General features: G+C 65.8%; 13 protein-coding genes. 10 read left to right on the top strand and 3 right to left on the bottom strand.

The genetic code is table 11. From position 1 onward, the window contains the following. The first annotated feature begins 241 nt into the window (after positions 1 to 241). From ppk1 to phoU, 9 genes are all read left to right on the top strand, one after another. A complete protein-coding gene (gene ppk1 / locus HZA32_02295) occupies positions 242 to 2,401 on the top strand; it encodes a polyphosphate kinase 1 (protein MBI5422888.1) in 2,160 nt (719 codons plus the stop codon). A gap of 7 nt (positions 2,402 to 2,408) precedes the next feature. Then, a complete protein-coding gene (locus tag HZA32_02290) occupies positions 2,409 to 3,074 on the top strand; it encodes a metallophosphoesterase (GenBank protein ID MBI5422887.1) in 666 nt (221 codons plus the stop codon). Between the two features lie 119 nt (positions 3,075 to 3,193). After that, positions 3,194 to 5,746, top strand: coding sequence for a DEAD/DEAH box helicase (locus HZA32_02285; protein ID MBI5422886.1), 2,553 nt, complete (start codon positions 3,194 to 3,196; stop codon positions 5,744 to 5,746). A 301-nt stretch (positions 5,747 to 6,047) separates the two neighbouring features. Next, on the top strand, positions 6,048 to 7,367 hold the full coding sequence (locus HZA32_02280; GenBank protein MBI5422885.1) for a putative porin: 1,320 nt from the start codon (positions 6,048 to 6,050) through the stop codon (positions 7,365 to 7,367). Between the two features lie 25 nt (positions 7,368 to 7,392). After that, on the top strand, positions 7,393 to 8,211 hold the full coding sequence (locus tag HZA32_02275) for a phosphate ABC transporter substrate-binding protein (protein MBI5422884.1): 819 nt from the start codon (positions 7,393 to 7,395) through the stop codon (positions 8,209 to 8,211). Between the two features lie 132 nt (positions 8,212 to 8,343). Further along, complete coding sequence (gene pstC, locus HZA32_02270) at positions 8,344 to 9,987, top strand: phosphate ABC transporter permease subunit PstC (protein ID MBI5422883.1); 1,644 nt, start codon at positions 8,344 to 8,346, stop codon at positions 9,985 to 9,987. After that, positions 9,987 to 11,030 (top strand): phosphate ABC transporter permease PstA, encoded by a 1,044-nt coding sequence (gene pstA, locus HZA32_02265; protein MBI5422882.1) that lies wholly within the window; start codon positions 9,987 to 9,989, stop codon positions 11,028 to 11,030. Before pstC ends, pstA begins: the two co-directional genes overlap by 1 nt. A gap of 68 nt (positions 11,031 to 11,098) precedes the next feature. Next, the gene (locus HZA32_02260) at positions 11,099 to 11,896 is read left to right on the top strand and encodes a phosphate ABC transporter ATP-binding protein (protein ID MBI5422881.1); all 798 of its coding nucleotides are present in this window, start codon (positions 11,099 to 11,101) and stop codon (positions 11,894 to 11,896) included. Positions 11,897 to 11,925: 29 nt separating this feature from the next. Beyond that, positions 11,926 to 12,624 carry a phosphate signaling complex protein PhoU gene (gene phoU / locus HZA32_02255; GenBank protein MBI5422880.1) on the top strand — a complete coding sequence of 233 codons (699 nt, stop codon included), beginning with the start codon at positions 11,926 to 11,928 and terminating at the stop codon, positions 12,622 to 12,624. A 26-nt stretch (positions 12,625 to 12,650) separates the two neighbouring features. On the opposite strand, the gene HZA32_02250 is transcribed toward phoU, so the two are convergent. Continuing rightward, on the bottom strand, positions 12,651 to 13,721 hold the full coding sequence (locus HZA32_02250) for an inorganic phosphate transporter (GenBank protein MBI5422879.1): 1,071 nt from the start codon (positions 13,719 to 13,721) through the stop codon (positions 12,651 to 12,653). 19 nt (positions 13,722 to 13,740) lie between these two features. Then, positions 13,741 to 14,376 (bottom strand): DUF47 family protein, encoded by a 636-nt coding sequence (locus HZA32_02245; protein MBI5422878.1) that lies wholly within the window; start codon positions 14,374 to 14,376, stop codon positions 13,741 to 13,743. Between the two features lie 143 nt (positions 14,377 to 14,519). Between HZA32_02245 and HZA32_02240 the strand changes: the two genes are divergently transcribed. Continuing rightward, positions 14,520 to 16,382: a hypothetical protein gene (locus tag HZA32_02240; GenBank protein ID MBI5422877.1), complete on the top strand. Its 1,863-nt coding sequence runs from the start codon at positions 14,520 to 14,522 to the stop codon at positions 16,380 to 16,382. On the opposite strand, the gene HZA32_02235 is transcribed toward HZA32_02240, so the two are convergent. Beyond that, a complete protein-coding gene (locus HZA32_02235) occupies positions 16,361 to 18,397 on the bottom strand; it encodes a response regulator (protein ID MBI5422876.1) in 2,037 nt (678 codons plus the stop codon). The two genes, HZA32_02240 and HZA32_02235, sit on opposite strands and share 22 nt — an antisense overlap. Positions 18,398 to 18,467 lie beyond the last annotated feature (70 nt).

The following is an 18,467-nucleotide window of genomic DNA, read 5'->3' as shown; positions in this document are numbered from 1 at the left end:
TTGATTTCGGGAGCGTAGGTTTCGGTGACGAGGACGAGGTGCAAAGAGAGGCGCCCGGGCGACGGCGCGGCCGGTCGTCGAGCAGACGGAGCATCGCGGGCGCGCGTGACTGTTTCGCGGCGAACCCGTGACGAATGCGTGAACAAACCGGCTGCGGGACGGACTAAAGTAACAATCTGGTGACGCGAGGGGTTGCCGCTGGCCGTGGGCGCGGCGCACCGTTACCAGAAACGGCCAATCCATGAGTTCCGCCAAACGTCCGAAGCGTTCCGTCAAGATCACCGCTGCCGTCGGTCGCGCCCTCGCGGGAAGTGCCGGCCGCAGCCGGCAATATTTCAACCGTGAGCTGAGCTACCTCGCCTTCAACCGCCGGGTGCTCGAGCAGGCGCAGAGCGCGGCCAACCCGTTGCTGGAGCGCGTGAAGTTCCTCGCGATCGTGAGCTCGAACATCGACGAGTTCTTCGAGATCCGCGTCGCCGGCCTGCAGCAGCAGCAGGATTCGCCTGGCGGCGAGCCGAGCATCGACGGCCTGACGCCGGGCGAGCAGTTGCGGCAGATTCGCGCCGGGATGGAGAAGCTCGTGCGCGACCAGTATCGCTGTTGGCACGAATTGCTGCTGCCCGCGCTCGCGAAGGAGGGCATCGTGTTCCTCACCCCCGCGCAGCTCGACGCGAAGCAGCGCGCGTGGGTGGAAAACTACTTCGCCACGAACGTCCTGCCGGTGCTCACGCCGCTCGCGATCGACCAGGCGCATCCGTTCCCGCAGCTCGGCAACAAGACGATGAACGTGCTGCTCACGCTCGACAATCCGGAGACGCCGGAGATCGAGTCGCACCTCGCGATCCTGCCGGTGCCGCGCAGCCTGCCGCGCCTCATCCTGCTCGACGGCGACGCGAAGGTGCAGCGCTTCGTCTTCCTCAGCGACATCATCAAGCTTTGTGCCGGCGCGCTGTTCCCGGGCTACACGATCCGGAGCGCCCACGCCTTCCGCGTCACGCGCAACAGCGACCTCTACATCGACGAGGAGGAAGTCGAGAACCTGCTCAAGAAGATCGAGGAAGAACTCCGCAACCTCCGGCGCGGCGCGGCCGTGCGCCTCGAGATCGAGGACGGCGTGGACGACGACACGTTCGCCACGCTTTGCCGTCATCTCGCGTTGCCCGAGGAAAACGTCTTCCGCACGCGCGGGCCGTTGAACCTGCTGCGTTTGATGAGCCTCTGGGAGCGCACCGACCGACCCGACCTGAAATACACGCCCTTCGTGCCCGCGGAGATGCCCTTCCTGCGCGCGAAGCCCCTGCTGTTCGACGTGATCCGCGAGCGCGACGTGTTGCTGCATCATCCCTACGAGTCGTTCACGCCGGTGGTCGATTTCATTGAGCAGTCCGCGACGGACCCGCAGGTGCTCGCGATCAAGCAGACGCTCTACCGCACCAGCGGCGATTCGCCCATCGTGCGTTCGCTCATCGAGGCGTCGCGCCGGGGCAAGCAGGTCACGGCGCTCGTCGAGCTGAAGGCGCGTTTCGATGAGGCGAACAACATCAAGTGGGCCCGCGAACTCGAGGAGGCGGGCGTGCACGTGGTGTTCGGCCTCGTGGGACACAAGACGCATTGCAAATGCAGCCTCGTCGTCCGGCAGGAAGCCGACGGCCTGCGCCGCTACGTGCACCTCGGCACGGGCAACTACAACCCGAAGACCGCCCGGCTCTACACCGACCTGAGCCTGCTCACCGCCAACGTCGACCTCACGGCGGAAGTGGCGCAGCTCTTCAACGCGCTCACGGGCTTCGGCCGCACGCCCGAGTTCAAGCATTTGCTCGTCGCGCCGTTCAACCTCCATGCGCGCATCCAGGAACTCATCGGGGCCGAGGCCGCGCACGCCGCCGCCGGCCGGCCCGCGCGCATCATCGCGAAGATGAACAAACTCGTCGACCCCGTGACGATCGACAACCTCTACGCCGCCTCGCAGGCCGGCGTGCAGATCGACCTCGTGGTGCGTGCGACGTGTTGCCTCGCGCCCGGCATCAAGGGCCAGAGCGACAACATCCGCGTGCGCAACATCGTCGGTCGCTACCTCGAGCACGCGCGCATCTACTATTTCGAAAACGGCGGCTCGCCCCTGGTCTTCGCCGGCAGCGCCGACTGGATGACGCGCAACTTCTTCCGCCGCGTCGAGGCGCTGTTCCCGATCTACGATCCCGATCTGCGCCGCCGCATCGTCGACGACATCCTGCCGGCCGAATTGCGCGACAACGTCGACGCGCGCCGCCTCCAGCCCGATGCGGTCTACGCTCCCGTGCCGCGCGGCGAGGGCGAGATGGCCTTTTCGGCGCAGGCCTATTTCATGATGGAAGCCACCGCGCGCGCCGAGTCGGCCGTCGAGGTGGCCCCGCAGCTCTGAACCATCAATGAGCGGACGACTGATCGCCATCGGCGACATCCACGGCTGCGCCGACGAGCTCGAGGAGTTGCTCGAAAAACTGGCGCTGCGCGACGACGACCGCGTGGTGCTCCTGGGCGATTTGATCAATCGCGGGCCGGACAGCGCGCGCGTCATCCAGCTCGCGCGCCGCCACGCCACCGCGTCCCTGCTCGGCAACCACGAGCTGCGGCTGATCAACTACCGCAAGACCGACGACCCGAGCCATCTCAAGAAATACGACTACGCGACGCTCGAGCAGCTCAACGGCAAGGCGTGGGACTACCTCGAGGCGATGCCGCTGACCTTCGAGGACGCGGAGCACGACATCGTGTTGGTGCACGGCGGATTTTTGCCGGACGTCCCTTGGCGCAAGCAGCCCGCGCGCGTCGTGACGCGCATCCAAGTCGTCGACGAGGACGGCGAGCCGCGCAAGCGCTCCGAGGCGCCCGGCGCGCCGCATTGGTCGGAATTGTGGAAGGGACCGCCATTCGTCGTCTACGGCCACACCCCGCGCGACAAGGTTGCCGAGACCAAGTGGACGCTCGGCATCGACACCGGGTGCGTCCTCGGCGGTGCGCTGACCGCGGTGATCTTGCCCGAGCTCAAGCTCGTTCAGGTGCGCGCGCGCCGGCGTTATTACACGAACGGTTAGCGCATGTGGCGCCGCCGCCGTTTCGCTCGGAGTCGGGAAATCTCCCGCCTCTCGGAAAAACCGGAAAATAAGGGTTGCCGGTGGCCGGTGGCGCTTTTTAACGGATAGCTTTTATCCGCATGAGTTCCCACGGGCCGAAGCGCGTCTACACTCCCCAGTCTCTGGAGTTCTGGTTCGAGAAGCTCGCGGCCGATTGGGAACAGTTCTTCGAGTCGGGGCCGGTGGAGCGGGGGCATCAGATGTATCGCGACAGCGAAATCCGCGAGATCGAGCTCGGCGCCAAGGACGCGATCATCCACCGCAAGGTCGACAAGAAGGAGGAATACGCCGTCATCGAGTGGGAAGGAGAGCAATTGCGCGTCCGCTCCTCGACGACCGACGCCACGCTCGCGCACGCGATCGCGGTCGCCGGTCTGCACGAAATCGAGGAACTCGTGGCCGACGAGATGTCGGGCAAGCTCGCCGTCGGCAGCACGCCGCCCATGCCGATGACCAAGAACGGTCACGCGAACGGCGAAGCCAACGGCAACGGCGCTAAGCCGGAAACGAACGGCAACGGCAAGGACCGCGACCTGCTGCTCAGTTTCACCGCGACGGGCGAGGGGTTGGTGTTTCTCGCCTACTGGAAGCAGGGCAAGAATCGCATCCCCGCGCTCGGCAACACCGCGATCCACCCGACCGCCACCGAGCGGGCGAAGCTGATCGCGCTCGCGACCTACGCGCGCAAGGCCCACTTCCGCTACAACCAAGCCACGCACGCCTACGCGATGGAGTCGCTGGCGGACATCCCCGGCTTCCTGAAGGACGTGCTGCCGCACTGGAAAAAGCATTTCGGTGTCGAGGTCGACGCCAAGGTCGACTCGCTCAAGCTCGGCGCGCGCACCATCGAGATCGAGGCCGTCGCCGAGCGCAAAGCCGCCCGCGCCGGCGCGGGCGCGAACGAGGCGGGCGGACTGAATCTCCGCTGGATTTTCCGCGCTGGCGAAAAGCTGCTGACCGACGAGCAGGCCCTCGCGCTGCTGAAGCACGGCCGCACGCCGTTCCTCGTGCCCGATCTCGGCATCGTCACGATGGCCCAGGAAAAGTGGGACAGCCTCCATCAGTGGCAAAAGAACCTCGAGGAGGCCGATTCGGCCGGCGAGGTGCCGCCGTATCTGATTTTCTCCCTCTTCAACGACAGCCGCATCAAGGTCACACTCGGAGCCGAGGTGGAGGCGTGGCGCCAGAAGGTGCTCACGCCGCCCGTGCAGCCGCCGGTGTTGCCGGAGTATTTGCGCAACTACCAGCGCCGCGGCGTCGAGTGGATGCACCACCTCTGCGAGACCGGCTGCCACGGCCTGCTCGCCGACGAGATGGGTCTTGGCAAGACGGCGCAGGTCATCGCGCTGCTCAAGGCCCGGCCGATGTCCGAGCATCGCCACATCGTCGTGTGCCCGGCGAGCGTCGTGCCCGTGTGGCGCGAGGAGATCGCGCGCTTTTTCCCGGAGGCGAAGGTCGAGACGCTGAAATCCGGCCACGACTTCGCGAACACGAAGGGCGCCTGCATCTGGCTCGCGAGCTACACGCAGCTGCGCAAGCACCGGTCGCTGCTCGACGCCACGCCGTTCGGCTACGCGGTGCTCGACGAAGGCCAGTTCATCAAGAATCCCGACGCGAAAGTCACGCAGGCGTGCTTCGCGCTGAAGGCGCAACACCGTCTCGTCCTGACCGGCACGCCGCTGGAGAACCGCCAGCTCGATCTCTGGTCGATCTTCCGTTACCTGCTGCCGGGCCTGCTCGGCTCGCGCGCCGGCTTCGAATCCGCACTCGCCGTCGACCGCGACGCCACCATCCACCGCCTGCGTGCGCAGATCGAGCCGTTCAAGCTCCGCCGCACGAAGAACGAGGTCGCCACCGAGTTGCCGCCGAAGGTCGAGATGGACCTGCTTTGCCCGCTCACCGAAGTCCAACGCGCCGAATACGCGCGCATCTGCTCCGAGGGACTGCAACGCCTCGGCGAGGACATCACGGTGGCGTTGCGCGAAAAGTCCTTCGGCTTCCTCGCGCTGCTCACGCGCCTGCGCCAGGTGTGCTGCGATCCGGATTTGCTGCCGTGGCTCAACGCCCCGCTCAGCGACTCGGGCAAGCTGCAGCTCCTGATCGAGAAACTCACCGAGGTCGTCGGCTCCGGCCACAAGGTCGTCATCTTCTCGCAATTCGTCACGCTGCTCGATCGCGTGCGCAGCGCACTCGCCGCGCATTACCCGGACCTGCCGCGCTACGAAATCACCGGCATGACGGTCGACCGGCAGAAGCCCGTGAAGGACTTCCAGTCCGCGCAGGGCGCGGCGGTGATGCTCGTCTCGCTCAAGGCCGCCGGCACCGGCATCACGCTGCACGCGGCCGATTACGTCTTCCTGCTCGACCCGTGGTGGAACCCGGCGGTCGAGGACCAGGCGATCGATCGTGTGCACCGCATCGGCCAGACGAACACCGTGTTCGTGTATCGCATGGTCACGGCCGGCACGATCGAGGAGCGCATCCAGGCGCTCAAGGCCGACAAGAAGGCGCTCTTCGACCAGATCGTCGGCGGTCACGCGGGCGACTTCGAGTGGACGAAGCACTTCTCGTCGCTGAACAACCTCATCCAGCTCACTGCGGTCGCCGCGGAATCGGCGGAAACGAGCGGGTAGCGGCTTGAGGTGGGCGTCGCTGTCCCAGCGACGCCAGAAGGTGCGTGCGTGGCACGGGCGTCGAATGTGGTTTCGTCGCCGCTGGGACAGCTGCGACCACCCCTTTCCGTGTCGCGCGATACTCAAGCGTGCGAATGAGACTGCTTTGGGGCCGGTTTCCAACCGGCCCTGCCGCGCCACGGCGCGCTGTTTTGTTTTCCGCGTTCGTCACACGGCCGTCACGAAGCCGTAACAATCGTCCTCTATTCTGCGTGGGCGCGTCGGCGATTATCCGACGCCACCAACCCGGAAAACTGACACCATGTTCAACCTGAAATCCAAACTGCTCGCGACCGCCGCCGCGCTCTTCGCTGCCAGCGTCGCGCTCGCGCAAGACAGCGGCGCCCTCATCGACCTGCTCGTGAAGAAGGGCGTGCTGAACGACCAGGAGGCCGAGGAGCTCCGCGCCGAATTGACGAAGGACTTCGCCGCCAACACCTCCGCCGGCAAGCTGAACCTCAGCGGCTCCATCGCCGACTTCAAACTCTCCGGCGACCTCCGCATGCGTCACCAATACGAGACGCAGGCGCCCGCCTCCGCGACCGGCCCGACCGTCACGAACGAGCGCACGCGCGAGCGTTTCCGCTTCCGCTTCAACGGCGACGTCACGCTCCAAAAGGGCTGGACCGCCGGCTTCGCGCTCGAGACCGGCCAAGCCGCCGATTCCGGCAACCAGACCTTCCAGGGCGGCAACGACGACTACTCGATCTTCCTCGCCCGCGCCTACATCGGCTGGCAGGTGAACCCGAACTTCGGTGTCGTTCTCGGCAAGCAGAAGAACCCGCTCTACACGACCGACCTCGTCTGGGACGCCGACATCAACCCGCAAGGCGTCGCGGAAATCTACAAGAAGCAGCTCGCGGGCAAGGACACCTTCGAAATCCGCGCGCTCCAGGACATCATGGATGACCGCGACGAGAAGAACGCCGGCCCGACCGGCCGCGACGCCTGGCTCTTCGCCCAGCAGGCCGTCTACACCCACTGGTTCGGCAAGGACTCGATCGGCAACGTCCCGAACAGCGTCGTCCTCGCGCCCGGTTTCATGATCTACAACCAGTCCAACATCGCGAACAACACCACGAACGAGACCCCGTTTCTCGGCTCCACGCGCGGCCTCAGCATCGTGACCTTCGCCGGCGAGGTGAACTGGCTCAACGTCAACGGCGCTGGCACCGCGATGAAGGTCTATTGGGATTCGGCCTACAATCTCGAGGCGAACCGCCGCGTCTCCAAGGTCTACGGCCTCAACACCACCGTCTGGGACAAGGACCCGTTCTCCTGGCTCTTCGGCGTCGGCTACAGCTTCGGCACCGGCAAGACGCAGGGCGACTACAGCCTCAAGCTCGACTACCGCTCCATCGGCCTCGGCTCGGTCGACGTCAACCTGAACGACTCCGACTTCGCCTTCGGCAAGCTCAACCAGGAAGGCTTCAAGTTCCAGGCGAGCTACAACCTCACCGACTTCGCCAGCCTGAACGCCACCTACTTCCACACCACCGCGAAGCAGGAAAACCTGACCTACTCGCTCGCCAACCTCGACCACTCGCAGCTCCTGCAGCTCGACCTCGTCGTGAAGTTCTAAGCGCAACCATCCACCCGTCTCCCACATGAAACAATTCCTCTCCCTCTCCCTCGCCGCGATCGTCGCCACCAGCGCCATCGCCGCCGAGAAGATCGTCATCAAGGGCTCCGACACGCTCGGCGCCAAGCTCGTCCCGATGCTCGCCGAAGACTACAAGGCCCGCAACGGTGACGTCGCGTTCGAGATCGCCGCCGAAGGCTCCACCACCGGCATCTCCGCCATCATCGACAGCACCGCCCAGATCGGCATGTCGTCCCGTCGCGCCAAGCCGACCGAGTCCTCCGCCGCCCTCGCCAAGGGCGTCACGCTCAAGCCCACGATCGTCGCCTTCGACGGCATCGGCGTGATCGTGAACCAGGGCAACGGCGTCTCCGCGCTCACCAAGCGCCAGGTCGAGCAGATCTTCACCGGCGACATCACCGACTGGTCGCAGGTCGGCGGCACGCCGGGCAAGATCTCCGTCTACACGCGCAACACCTCGTCCGGCACCTATTCGGACTTCAAGGAGCTCGCGATGAAGAAGCGCGACTACGCCGGTTCCTCCCAGAAGATGGCCGGCAACGAGCAGATCGCCGCCGAAGTCGCCAAGAACCCGAACGGCATCGGCTACGTCGGCCTCGCCTATCTCCACGACCCCGGCATCAAGACCGTCGCGATCGACGGTGCGCTGCCGACCGAGGAAAGCGTGCAGGCCAAGAAGTATCCCTACGCCCGCCCGACGTTCTACTACACGAACGGCGAGCCGAGCGGCGAGGCGGCCAAGTTCGTCGAGTTCACCCTCAGCGACGAAGGCCAAAAAACCGTCCGTAAGGTCGGCTTCGTGCCGGTCCGCACGGTCAACTGAGTTTGCCCGTAAGTCTGTGCTGACTTCACGCCCGCAGTCCTCACCCGGCTGCGGGCGTTGCTTTGTCACAAAACCGTAACCTGGCCCGGTTGCGCGCATCGCGCCCGGGAAACGACGATCGCCCCACCTTTCATGGCCGAAACTGCCACCACCGTCCGCTCCACACGCCTCACCACGAGCGAGGCCCTCCTGCGCCGCAAGCGCGGCTGGTTCTTCGGGTTGAGCGGCGACCGCGTGGCGAAGGTCGTCTTCCAAGGCAACGCCGCCATCTCGATCCTCGTGCTGGCGTTGATCACCTTCACGATCTTCCGCGACGCCGTCGGCTTCGTGCCGATGAACCGGCACAACCTCGAGATTTACCGCCTCGCCGGTTTGGAGTTCACCGATCACCTGCGACGCGAAGTCGAGGACTACTCGTCATTCAACCGCTATCTCGGCGCCGTCCGCTCCGACCGCCTCACCCAACTCCAACGCGCCGGCCTGCCCATCGCCACCGCGCAGGCGCAACTCGCCGACTTCGACGCCTACGCCAACCGCGTCGCAGACGCGATCGCGGCGCACGAGACCGTCCTCGGCACGCTGACCGAGACCGCGACGTCCCTCAAGGAACGCCAGAAGGTCGCGCAGGACACCGAACACGCCCGCGCCGACCTCGAGAACGCGCTGCCGACCGCGACGCCCGAGCACGCCGCCGAGCTGCGCCGCCAGATCGAGAAAATGGTGCCGGAGAAAATCAATTTCCGCACCGAAGTGCAGGCAATGAAGGACCAGCTCCCGGAGCTGAAAACCGCCAACGTCGCGCTCGCCACCGCGATTTCCGAACTTGCCGCGCACCCGCCGCGCCTCGGCGACGCCGCGCTCGACGCACGCCTCACGCGCTTCACGGAGTTGCTGCGCCTCTTTCCCGCGCAACTCGATGCCGCCACGAAGCGCATGGAAGCCTGGGACCAGCTGAAGCCGGTCTCGTTCGCCGAGTCGCTCACGGCTTTCGCGTTCGGCCGCGAGTGGATCACCGCGAGTTTCTGGCAGGATTGGTATGGCATCCTGCCGCTGCTCTTCGGCTCGCTGCTCATTTCGACGATCGCGCTGTTCATCGCGATTCCCCTCGGCCTCGCCGCCGCGATCTACGTCAACCAAGTCGCGCGCCCGGTCGAGCAGAAGTTCATCAAGCCCACGATCGAGTTCGTCTCGGCGATTCCCAGCGTCGTGCTCGGCTTCTTCGGCATCGCGGTGCTCGGCGAATCGCTGCGCAAGCTCTCCCAGCTGCCCGCGTTCGATTGGGTGCCGGGATTCCCGTTCTCCGAGCGCCTCAACGCCACGACCGCCGCCTGCCTGCTCGCGCTCATGGCCGTGCCGACGATTTTTTCGCTCGCCGAGGACGCCATCAACAACGTGCCACGCTCCTTCAAGGAGGCTTCGCTCGCGCTCGGCTCCACGCGCCTGCAGACGATCGTGCACATCATCATCCCGTCCGCGCTGTCGGGCATCATGGCCGCCATCCTCCTCGGCCTCGGCCGCGTGATCGGCGAGACGATGGTGGTGCTGCTCTGCGCGGGTAACCGCATCCAGATCCCCGACTTCACCGCGGGGCTCGGCACGGCGTTCCAGCCGGTGCACACGATGACCGGCATCATCGCGCAGGAGATGGGCGAAGTCGTGCGCGGCAGCCTGCATTACCGCGCGCTCTTCATGGTCGGCGTGGTGCTCTTCCTGATTTCCCTCCTGATCAACTGGCTCGCGCAGAAAATCGTGCGCCGTTACCGCATCGCCGCCTAATGACGAAGCCCAGCGACCGACTTTTTGCCCAGCCGACCTTTGCCAAGCGCGCCGAGGCCGGCGTGTTCTGGCTGCTGCGCGCCGCGACGTATTTCGTGCTGCTGTGCGCCGCCGTGATCTTCCTCGATATCGGCGTGAAGGGTGGGGCGGTGATCTTTCAGACCAAGGCGCCGTTCATCAACACGACCTTCCTCACCGAGTCGCCGGAGACGCTGAACGTTTTCGAGCTCAACGGCGCGAAACGCCAGATGGGCGATCGCGACTTCCGCGTCTTCAAGGCCGAGCACGCCGACGAAATGAAGGATGTCCGCGTCGAGACCTACGTCTACTCTGCCGGCGGCATCTTCCCGAACATCGTCGGCACCGTGCTGCTGGTCGTGGGCTCGATGACCATCGCCCTCGTGCTCGGCGTGATCAGCGCGATCTATCTCAGCGAATACGCGACCGACGGTCCGTTCATCCGCTTCCTGCGCCTCGCGATCGTCAATCTCGCGGGCGTGCCGTCGATCGTCTACGGCTTGTTCGGCTTTGGCCTGTTCGTCATCGGGCTGAACATGGGCGTGTCGCTCCTCGCCGGCTGGCTGACGCTGGCTTTCATGGTGCTGCCGATCATCATCACGGCGTCCGAGGAGGCTTTGCGCGCCGTGCCGAAGGGCTACCGCGAAGGCTCGCTCGCTCTCGGGGCCACGAAGCTCCAGACGATCTTCACCAATGTCCTGCCTTACGCGCTCCCCGGCATTCTCACGTCTTCCGTGCTGTCGATCGCCCGCGTCGCCGGCGAGACGGCCCCGATCATGTTCACTGCCGCGTTCGTCGTGCGCGACGAGATGCCCTGGCAGGTGAAGCATGCGATCGACTTCGTGTTCCAGGGCGTCATGGCGCTGCCGTATCACATCTACGTCGTCGCCTCCAAGATCCCCCAGAACGACTACACGCGCGACGTCCAATACGGCACCGCGTTCGTCTTCCTCTTCACGGTGGCCGCGATCGCCGCGACCTCGGTCGTGCTCCGCGTCCGTCTCCGCAAAAAATACAAATGGTAAGAGCCACTCTCATGTCCGAACCCGCTTCTCCGTCCCCTTCGCTCCGATCGATCAGCGTGACGGGCCCGATGCCCTCCGGCGCGGCTGCGAACGGCGTCGCGCCGGCGCCGCGCGCGTTGATCGAGATCGACGACGTCGACTTCTGCTACGGCCCTTCGCAGGCCCTGCACGATATCACGCTGAACATCCGCGAACGCGAGGTCACCGCCTTCATCGGCCCGTCCGGCTGCGGCAAGAGCACGCTGCTCCGCTGCCTCAACCGCATGAACGACCTCATCGACGGCGCGCGCGTCACCACCGGCCAGATCCGCATCGACGGCGTCGACATCCACGACCCGCGCGTTGACGTCATCGAGCTGCGCAAACGCGTCGGCATGGTGTTCCAGAAGTCGAATCCCTTCCCGAAATCGATCTACGAAAACATCACCTACGGCCTCCGCATCCAGGGCGTGAAGAACAAGTCCCGCCTCGACGAAGTCGTGGAAAAAAGCCTCCGCGGCGCCGCGCTCTGGGACGAGGTGAAGGATCGCCTGCACCAAAGCGCGCTCGGCCTCTCCGGCGGCCAGCAGCAGCGCCTCTGCATCGCGCGCGCCATCGCCGTCGAACCGGAGATCATCCTCATGGACGAGCCGTGTTCGGCGCTCGATCCGATCGCGACGGCCAAGGTCGAGGAACTCATCCACGAGTTGAAGTCGAAGTTCACGATCGTCATCGTGACGCACAACATGCAGCAGGCCGCGCGTTGCTCCGACCGGACGGCCTTCTTCTATCTTGGCCGCCTCGTCGAATACGCCGAGACTCGCACCATCTTCATGAACCCCGCCAACCCGCAGACCGAGGCCTACGTCTCGGGCCGCTTCGGTTGATCGTTTCCCCAACACCCGCCCGCACCGACATGAAACGTTTTTTCGACGCCGAGCTTGAAGCTCTCCGCACCGATTTGCTCCAGATGGGCGACCGGGCCATCGACCAGACCCGCCGCGCCGTGCGCGCCCTCGCCGAGGGCGACCTGGCGCTGGCCGACAAGGTCATCGCGGCCGACGACGAGATCGACAAGTTCGAGGTGCAGATCGATGAGGAGGCCATCCGCTACATGACGCTCCGCGGTCCCATCGCCTCCGAGTTGCGGCTCGTCATCGTCGGCATGAAGGCCTCGCACGACCTCGAGCGCGTGGGCGACGAGGCGACCAGCATCGCCCGCCGCGCCCGCAAGCTCGCCATTGAGCCGAAGGTCGAGCTTTACGCCGACATCCCGCGCATGGCCAACATCGCGCTCGAAATGCTGCGCGACGCGCTCGACTGTTTCGTCCACGAGGATGAGCAAAAGGCGCTCGCTGTCATTCGCCGCGATCCCGAAGTCGATAACCTCAACCGCCTCGTCTATCGCCGCCTCACGAGCTACATGATCGAAAAGCCGGAGACGATCGCGTGGGCGCTCGAGTTGATGTTCGTTTCCAAGTCGATCGAGCGCATCGCCGACCACGCGACAAACATCGCGGAAGAGATGATCTACCTCGTGCGCGGCAAGGACGTTCGCCACTCCGAGGAGATCAAACAGGTCGTGCAGCAGCAGATTCCGCCCGCAGGGAAGTAATTGCCCACGCGGGTGGATCTCCCGGCTTACTTGTAGCCGAAGTGCCGCAGCGCCATCTCGACGCCGTAGCCGATGAGACCGCAGACGGGCAGGGTAAGCACCCACGCCCAAACGATGCGCTCGACGACGCCCCATTTGACGGCGCCAAAGCGCTTCACCGCGCCGACACCCATGATGGACGTCGAGATGACGTGCGTCGTGGAGACGGGAATGCCGAGGTCGGAAGCGACGTGAATGATCGCGGCCGCGGTGGTTTCGGCGGCGAAGCCGTGCACGGGCTGCAGTTTGACCATCTTGTGGCCCATGGTGCGGATGATGCGCCAGCCGCCCGCGGCGGTGCCGGCGGCCATCGTCAGCGCGCAAACGACCACGACCCACATGGGGATTTCCTTGAACTCAGCGACGCGGAGAAAGTCGGCCCACGGCGGCAAGTCCTTGAACACGCCTTGCGCGGTGCCGGTGGCGAGCGCGAGTGTGATGATGCCCATCGTCTTCTGCGCGTCGTTCGAGCCGTGGCTGAAGCCCATCATGGCGGCACTGACGAGCTGCGCCTTGCCGAACCAGTAATTCACGAAGCGTGGCGTCCAGTGCTTCACGACGAGCAGGAGCAACGACATCAGGATCGCGCCGCCGATGAAGCCGATGATCGGCGAACTGAACATGGGAGCGACGACCTTCGGCCAGAGTCCGGCGGCGGCGCCTTTCTTGTCGACGGTCGACCAGACGAGCACCGACCAGTTGTCGTTGGCCGTGGCCAGGGCCGCACCGCACAAGCCGCCGATCAGCGCGTGGCTGGAGCTCGAGGGGAGGCCGAGCCACCAAGTCAGCAGGTTCCAGATGATGGCGGCGGTCAGCGCGGCGAGGATGGTGACCATCGTGACGATGCCGCCTTCGACGATGCCGCCGCTGATCGTCTTGGCGACCGCAGTGCCGGCGAGCGCGCCGACCAGATTGAAAAATGCCGCCAGCATGATCGCCTGGCGCGGGGTGAGGACCTTGGTCGAGACGACGGTCGCGATGGCGTTCGCGGCGTCGTGAAAGCCGTTGATGTATTCGAACACCAGCGCCGCGACGAGGACGATCAGGAAGATGGTCATGACCTGCGTCGGCGGAGGCTCAGGAGTATTTCAGCATGATCTGGAACACGACCTGGCCGGCGTCGCGCGCGCGGTCGATGGCCATTTCGACGAGGTCGTAGAGTTCCATGAGGATGACGACTTCCTTGGCTTCGTAGGGGCCGTTGTAGAGATCCTTGACCAGGGAGAGCATCACCTTGTCGGCCTCTCCCTCGGCGAATTGCAGGCGGGCGTGCGCGTCCTGGATGCGCTCGATATTCGTGCCCTTGCGCAACTGCGTGACCATGAAGTGCACGCTCTCGACCGCCTCCTCGAGCAGCACGACCTGGCGCTGCATGCTCTCGCGCGGGACGCGGGCGGGGCAAATGGTCAGGCGCTCGACGATCTTCTCGACCGTCTTCGGAATGCGGTAGAGGGCCAGCGAAAGCGCTTCGATATCCTCGCGTTCGAGCGGGGTCACGAAGGTTTTGCAGAGTTCCTCGGTGATCTGCTGGGTGATGCGCTTGTCCTTGCGGCGCGTCTGGATGATGTCGTGGATGCTCGAGGCCTGTGCGGCACTCTCGTTGGCGAGGATCTTGGCCAGCAGGCCGGCGGCCAGCTTGGCTTCCTCCGCACTCGCGTCCAACAGGTCGTAGAACTTCTCCTCTTTGCCCAGCAGCTTCTTGAACGAAATCATACGTGCTCCAGCGATACTCGCGGCATTCCGGCAGGCGAGGGTTAATTTACAAAGGTTACGGTTTCAGGCGAAAGGGAGCGACGGTGTTACGATAGAGGCGCGCGCGTTAATTGCCGCCGCCGCCGGCCGATGTGGGGGACCTTATGGCGTCGAGGAAGCGAGTCGGAGTCTCCCTGCCCGCGCAGATGCGCTGGCTTTTTGTGAGCCTGGGGGTTGCCGCCCTCGTGGTGTGCGCTGCGGCGTTGGGACTGATGTGGCGGGTCAATCGTCAGGTGGCTGGGGTCGCGCAGGCCGTGGGCGGCGAGGCGATCCCGTCGACCGAGGTGTTGCGCCAGGTCGATGCGGTGGCGATGGGTGTCGCGCAATACAATCGCACGCGGGCGGACGAGGACCGGCGGCAGGCCATCGCGGAATTCCAGCGCGCACGGCACGCGCTGGCGGTGATCCGGGTCCAACTCGCCGCCGGTGCCGAACCTCGGGAACTCGTCGCAACCGCCGAGCGCCTGAAGCGCTGGCAGACCGCCTTCGAGCAACTCGCCGAGGCGAATCTCCGCAACGACCGCTCCGTCCGCGGTCTCGCGGCCCAGGCTTCATTGCTCTCCACGTTGTGCCTTCAATTGGCGACCGATGACGGCACGCAGATCCCCGGCGTTCGCGCGCCGCGACACCGCGAGGTGTTTGCCCGCGGCTTGGGAGCGCTGGCCGAGGTCCAGAACAACGTGTTGTTCGCGAGTTCGCTGCTCGATCCGGAATTCGCCGCCCGCGCCAGCCAGAAGCAAGCGGCGCTGATGCCGGAGATCGCCGGCATCGTGCAGGCCACGCCTCCCTCCGATCTCCGCGATTTCATTGAGGAAGTGCAGGGCCGGTTACGCGACTTCGGCGATGAGCTGGCCAACTTGAAAATCTCCATCCTCGAGCGCGTGCGTTTGATCCAGGCGGTTTCCGAACTCGGTGCGGAGACCGCCGACCGCCTCCAGCCGGTTCTGGAAAGCACGATGCAGACGACGCTGATTTCGGCGCGACAATCCGCTGCACAGCTGAACTCCACGGTGTGGATCGTCGGCACTGCGGCGTTGCTGCTGCCGGTGGCCGGGCTGGTGATGACCCGCGCTTTTTCGAATCGCGTCAGCGGCCGCCTCCAAGCGGTCGCGTCGCGCATGGGTGCGGGAGCTGATCGGTTGCAGCAGGAAACCGTCGCGGCGGGCGCCCAAGCGGGGCAGCTCGCCACCGCCGCGGAGGATGAAGCGGCGGCGTTGCAGGAGACGGCCGGCAACGCCTCGCGCGTGGCGGAGGCGGCGGGCGAGACCCGCGAGCGAGTGCAGGCGATGGGTCGACTCATTCTGCGCACCTCGCGCGAGACGGAGCAGGGCGGGCGGAGCGTCGGCGAACTCAGCGCGGCGATGACGGACATCGCCTCCTCGGGCGACCGCGTGCAGCGCGTCATCGACTCGATCGAGGAGATTGCTTTTCAGACCAACCTGCTGGCGCTCAATGCCGCCATCGAGGCCGCGCGCGCCGGAGACGCCGGCCGCGGCTTTGCCGTCGTGGCGGACGAGGTGCGGCGCCTGGCCTTGCGCAGCGCCGAGGCGGCGCAGCAATCCGAGGCCTTGATCAACGCGTCGCAGCAGACGAATCGCCGGGGCATCGCGGTGGCCTCGGCGGTGGCGTCCAACTTTGCGGCCATCGCCGCGGCGGTGGCCGAGCTTGAGGACTTGCTCACGGTCGCCGAAACGGCGTCGGTTGGGCAGGTCGAGGCCGCGGCGGCGATCCATGCCGCCCTGCGGCAGCTCAGCGGTCGCGGCGCGGCGTCCGCCGATCAGGCGCAACGGCAGGCCCGGTTCGCCACGGAGCTGCAGGGATACGCGAGCCAGCTGGCGGGAGACGCGGCGTGGCTGCGGGATTTCTCGGGTGGAGTCACGGTGACGGAGCACGCGATCGCGGACGCCGCCGTTGTTGCCGAGGTGCGCGGCGGCGCGCGGGAACCTCAGGCCGCCGAAACGAGGTAGGGACGACAGACGCCGATGATGGCGTCGACGGTGAACGGCTTGCGGATCACCGCTGCACCCGGCACGTGGGCGAGTCCGGAGTCGAGGTCGAGCGTGCCGGCGTTGCCCGTGACGAACACGACGCGTGCAGACAACTCGGGCCGATGTTCGGCGATCCAGCTGCGCAGCTGCAAGCCGTCGAGTCGCGGCATGCGGATGTCCGTCAGGACCAAATCGAAGTTCGCGCGCTGAAGTTTCTCCACCGCGTCCTGGCCGTCGATGGCGAGTTCGATGCGACAGGAGAAGCAGACGCGAAGCACTTCCTGCATGAACTGACGCACGAATTCCTCGTCGTCGACGATCAGGACGCTGCGCCGTGACGCGTCGTAGTGCGCCGGCCGGGCGCTCCGATCCTCTGCGGGGCGGGCACGCGTTTCCGACGCCTGGACCGGCAGCCGCAGGGAGAACGTCGAGCCTGCCCCCACCACGCTTTCGACCGTGATCGCGCCCCCGTGTTGGCGCGCGATGCTGGCCGAAATGCTGAGGCCAAGCCCGGTGCCGCGCGGGCCCTTGGTGGTGAAGAAGGGATCGAAGATCCGCGAGAGATGCTCGGGCTTGATGCCGGTGCCGACGTCGCGCACGCGCAGCCACGCCCCTTCCGGGCCGGTCTCGACGCTGAGCGTCAGCTCGGGGCGCGGAACGTGTTCCATCGCGTGGAGCGCGTTCAGGATGAGATTGATCAGCACCTGTTTGAGTTGGGCGGCGTCGCCCTTGACCCACACGGCATCGGACGGGATTCGGAGGTGCAGCTCGCAGCGATGCTCCTGCAGCTGGTAGCGCAGCATCTGCACGGCTTCGCGGCAGAGCGCGGCGAGATCGGTGAGGGCGAAGTCGGTGTCGGCGGGCCGGGCGATGTTGAGCAGCTGCTTGATGATCTGCGCCGCCTCGCGCGAACTTTGTCGAATGCACTGCGTGTGCGGGCGCAGCGCCGGTGGCGCCACGGCTTCGAGCAGCTCCGCGAAGCCGAGGACCGGCGTGAGCTTGTTGTTCAGTTCGTGCGCGACGCCCGCGACGAGCGTATCGAGCATGTTCTGTTTCTCCTGCCGTGCGAGCTGCTGTTCCAGCGCGTTCTGGTCAGTGATGTCTTCGAGAAAGGCGCAGACCTGTCCGGTCTCCGCCACCCAGCTGCAGTGCAGCTCGATCATGCGGGTGGCGCCGCCCGGAAACTCGAACAGGAACTGACCGAGGGTGGGGGCCGAAGCCGGGCCCTGACGTTCGAGGGCCGCGAGCAGTTGCCCCAGACGCCCACGTTCGGATGGGGCCAGCCATTCGCCGAGTTCGAAGCGCGCGGGGCTCGGGCGGGCCTCGAGTTGCAGAACCTGTTCGAAGCGACGGTTGTGAGCGACGATGGCGCCGTGAGGATCGAGCAGCGCCACGCCCAGGGCGTTGTTTTCGAACAGGGCCTTGTAGCGCCCCTGCGACTGGCGCAACTGGTGGTTGATCTGGAAGAGCTCGAGATTCTGCTGCCGCAGGGCGTCGTCCTGCTCGATGGCCCGCTTCAGCTGGTGACCGAAGAGCTGCAGCTGCAGGCGCGCCAAGCGCGGCACGGGAATCAACCCCAGCAGCTCCTGCGTGTCGTTGACGAGCACGACATCCTCGAAGAATTCCGACCCGCACCGGGAAAGCGCGCCGTCGAGCACTTCGCGGAGCGGCACGTCCGGACGGTAGATGAGCGGCCGGGGCGCCCGGGCGGCCGCGACCGGCGTCGAGCCGTAGAGCGCGAAGCCGTAGCGCGAGCCGAGCATGAATCCCACCGTCGCGCGCGAGCAGAGTCCCGTCACTCTGCCCGCCTCAGTGATGGCGAAGAAATCCTGCGAGATCTGCTGAAACAGTTTTTGCACCTCCGCGAGCGGAGTCTGGGCCTCCACGCTCCGGCGGTGGTGGGCGAGATTCGCGAGGTCCACCTTGAATACGGCGGCATCCTCCGTCGGCTCGGGGCCGGGGATTTCGCGGTTCACGGAGGAGGCGGGCAACATGGCAAAGCTAGCTGCCTGCTAATATCGGCCCGGGCAACGGACCGGACGTTACGTTCCCGTTAACAGCATC

Source organism: Opitutia bacterium (assembly GCA_016217545.1).
Classification (GTDB): Bacteria; Verrucomicrobiota; Verrucomicrobiia; order Opitutales; family Opitutaceae; genus Didemnitutus.
This window is presented reverse-complemented; position numbering and strand designations above follow the sequence as displayed.

Coding starts and splice junctions, on each gene's coding strand:
- HZA32_02260 (MBI5422881.1), top strand. CDS start 11,099: ATGCCCTCCGGCGCGGCTGCGAACGGCGTCGCGCCGGCGCCGCGCGCG.
- HZA32_02245 (MBI5422878.1), bottom strand. CDS start 14,376: ATGATTTCGTTCAAGAAGCTGCTGGGCAAAGAGGAGAAGTTCTACGAC.
- ppk1 (MBI5422888.1), top strand. CDS start 242: ATGAGTTCCGCCAAACGTCCGAAGCGTTCCGTCAAGATCACCGCTGCC.
- HZA32_02280 (MBI5422885.1), top strand. CDS start 6,048: ATGTTCAACCTGAAATCCAAACTGCTCGCGACCGCCGCCGCGCTCTTC.
- HZA32_02235 (MBI5422876.1), bottom strand. CDS start 18,397: ATGTTGCCCGCCTCCTCCGTGAACCGCGAAATCCCCGGCCCCGAGCCG.
- HZA32_02290 (MBI5422887.1), top strand. CDS start 2,409: ATGAGCGGACGACTGATCGCCATCGGCGACATCCACGGCTGCGCCGAC.
- pstA (MBI5422882.1), top strand. CDS start 9,987: ATGACGAAGCCCAGCGACCGACTTTTTGCCCAGCCGACCTTTGCCAAG.
- pstC (MBI5422883.1), top strand. CDS start 8,344: ATGGCCGAAACTGCCACCACCGTCCGCTCCACACGCCTCACCACGAGC.
- HZA32_02275 (MBI5422884.1), top strand. CDS start 7,393: ATGAAACAATTCCTCTCCCTCTCCCTCGCCGCGATCGTCGCCACCAGC.
- HZA32_02285 (MBI5422886.1), top strand. CDS start 3,194: ATGAGTTCCCACGGGCCGAAGCGCGTCTACACTCCCCAGTCTCTGGAG.
- phoU (MBI5422880.1), top strand. CDS start 11,926: ATGAAACGTTTTTTCGACGCCGAGCTTGAAGCTCTCCGCACCGATTTG.
- HZA32_02250 (MBI5422879.1), bottom strand. CDS start 13,721: ATGACCATCTTCCTGATCGTCCTCGTCGCGGCGCTGGTGTTCGAATAC.
- HZA32_02240 (MBI5422877.1), top strand. CDS start 14,520: ATGGCGTCGAGGAAGCGAGTCGGAGTCTCCCTGCCCGCGCAGATGCGC.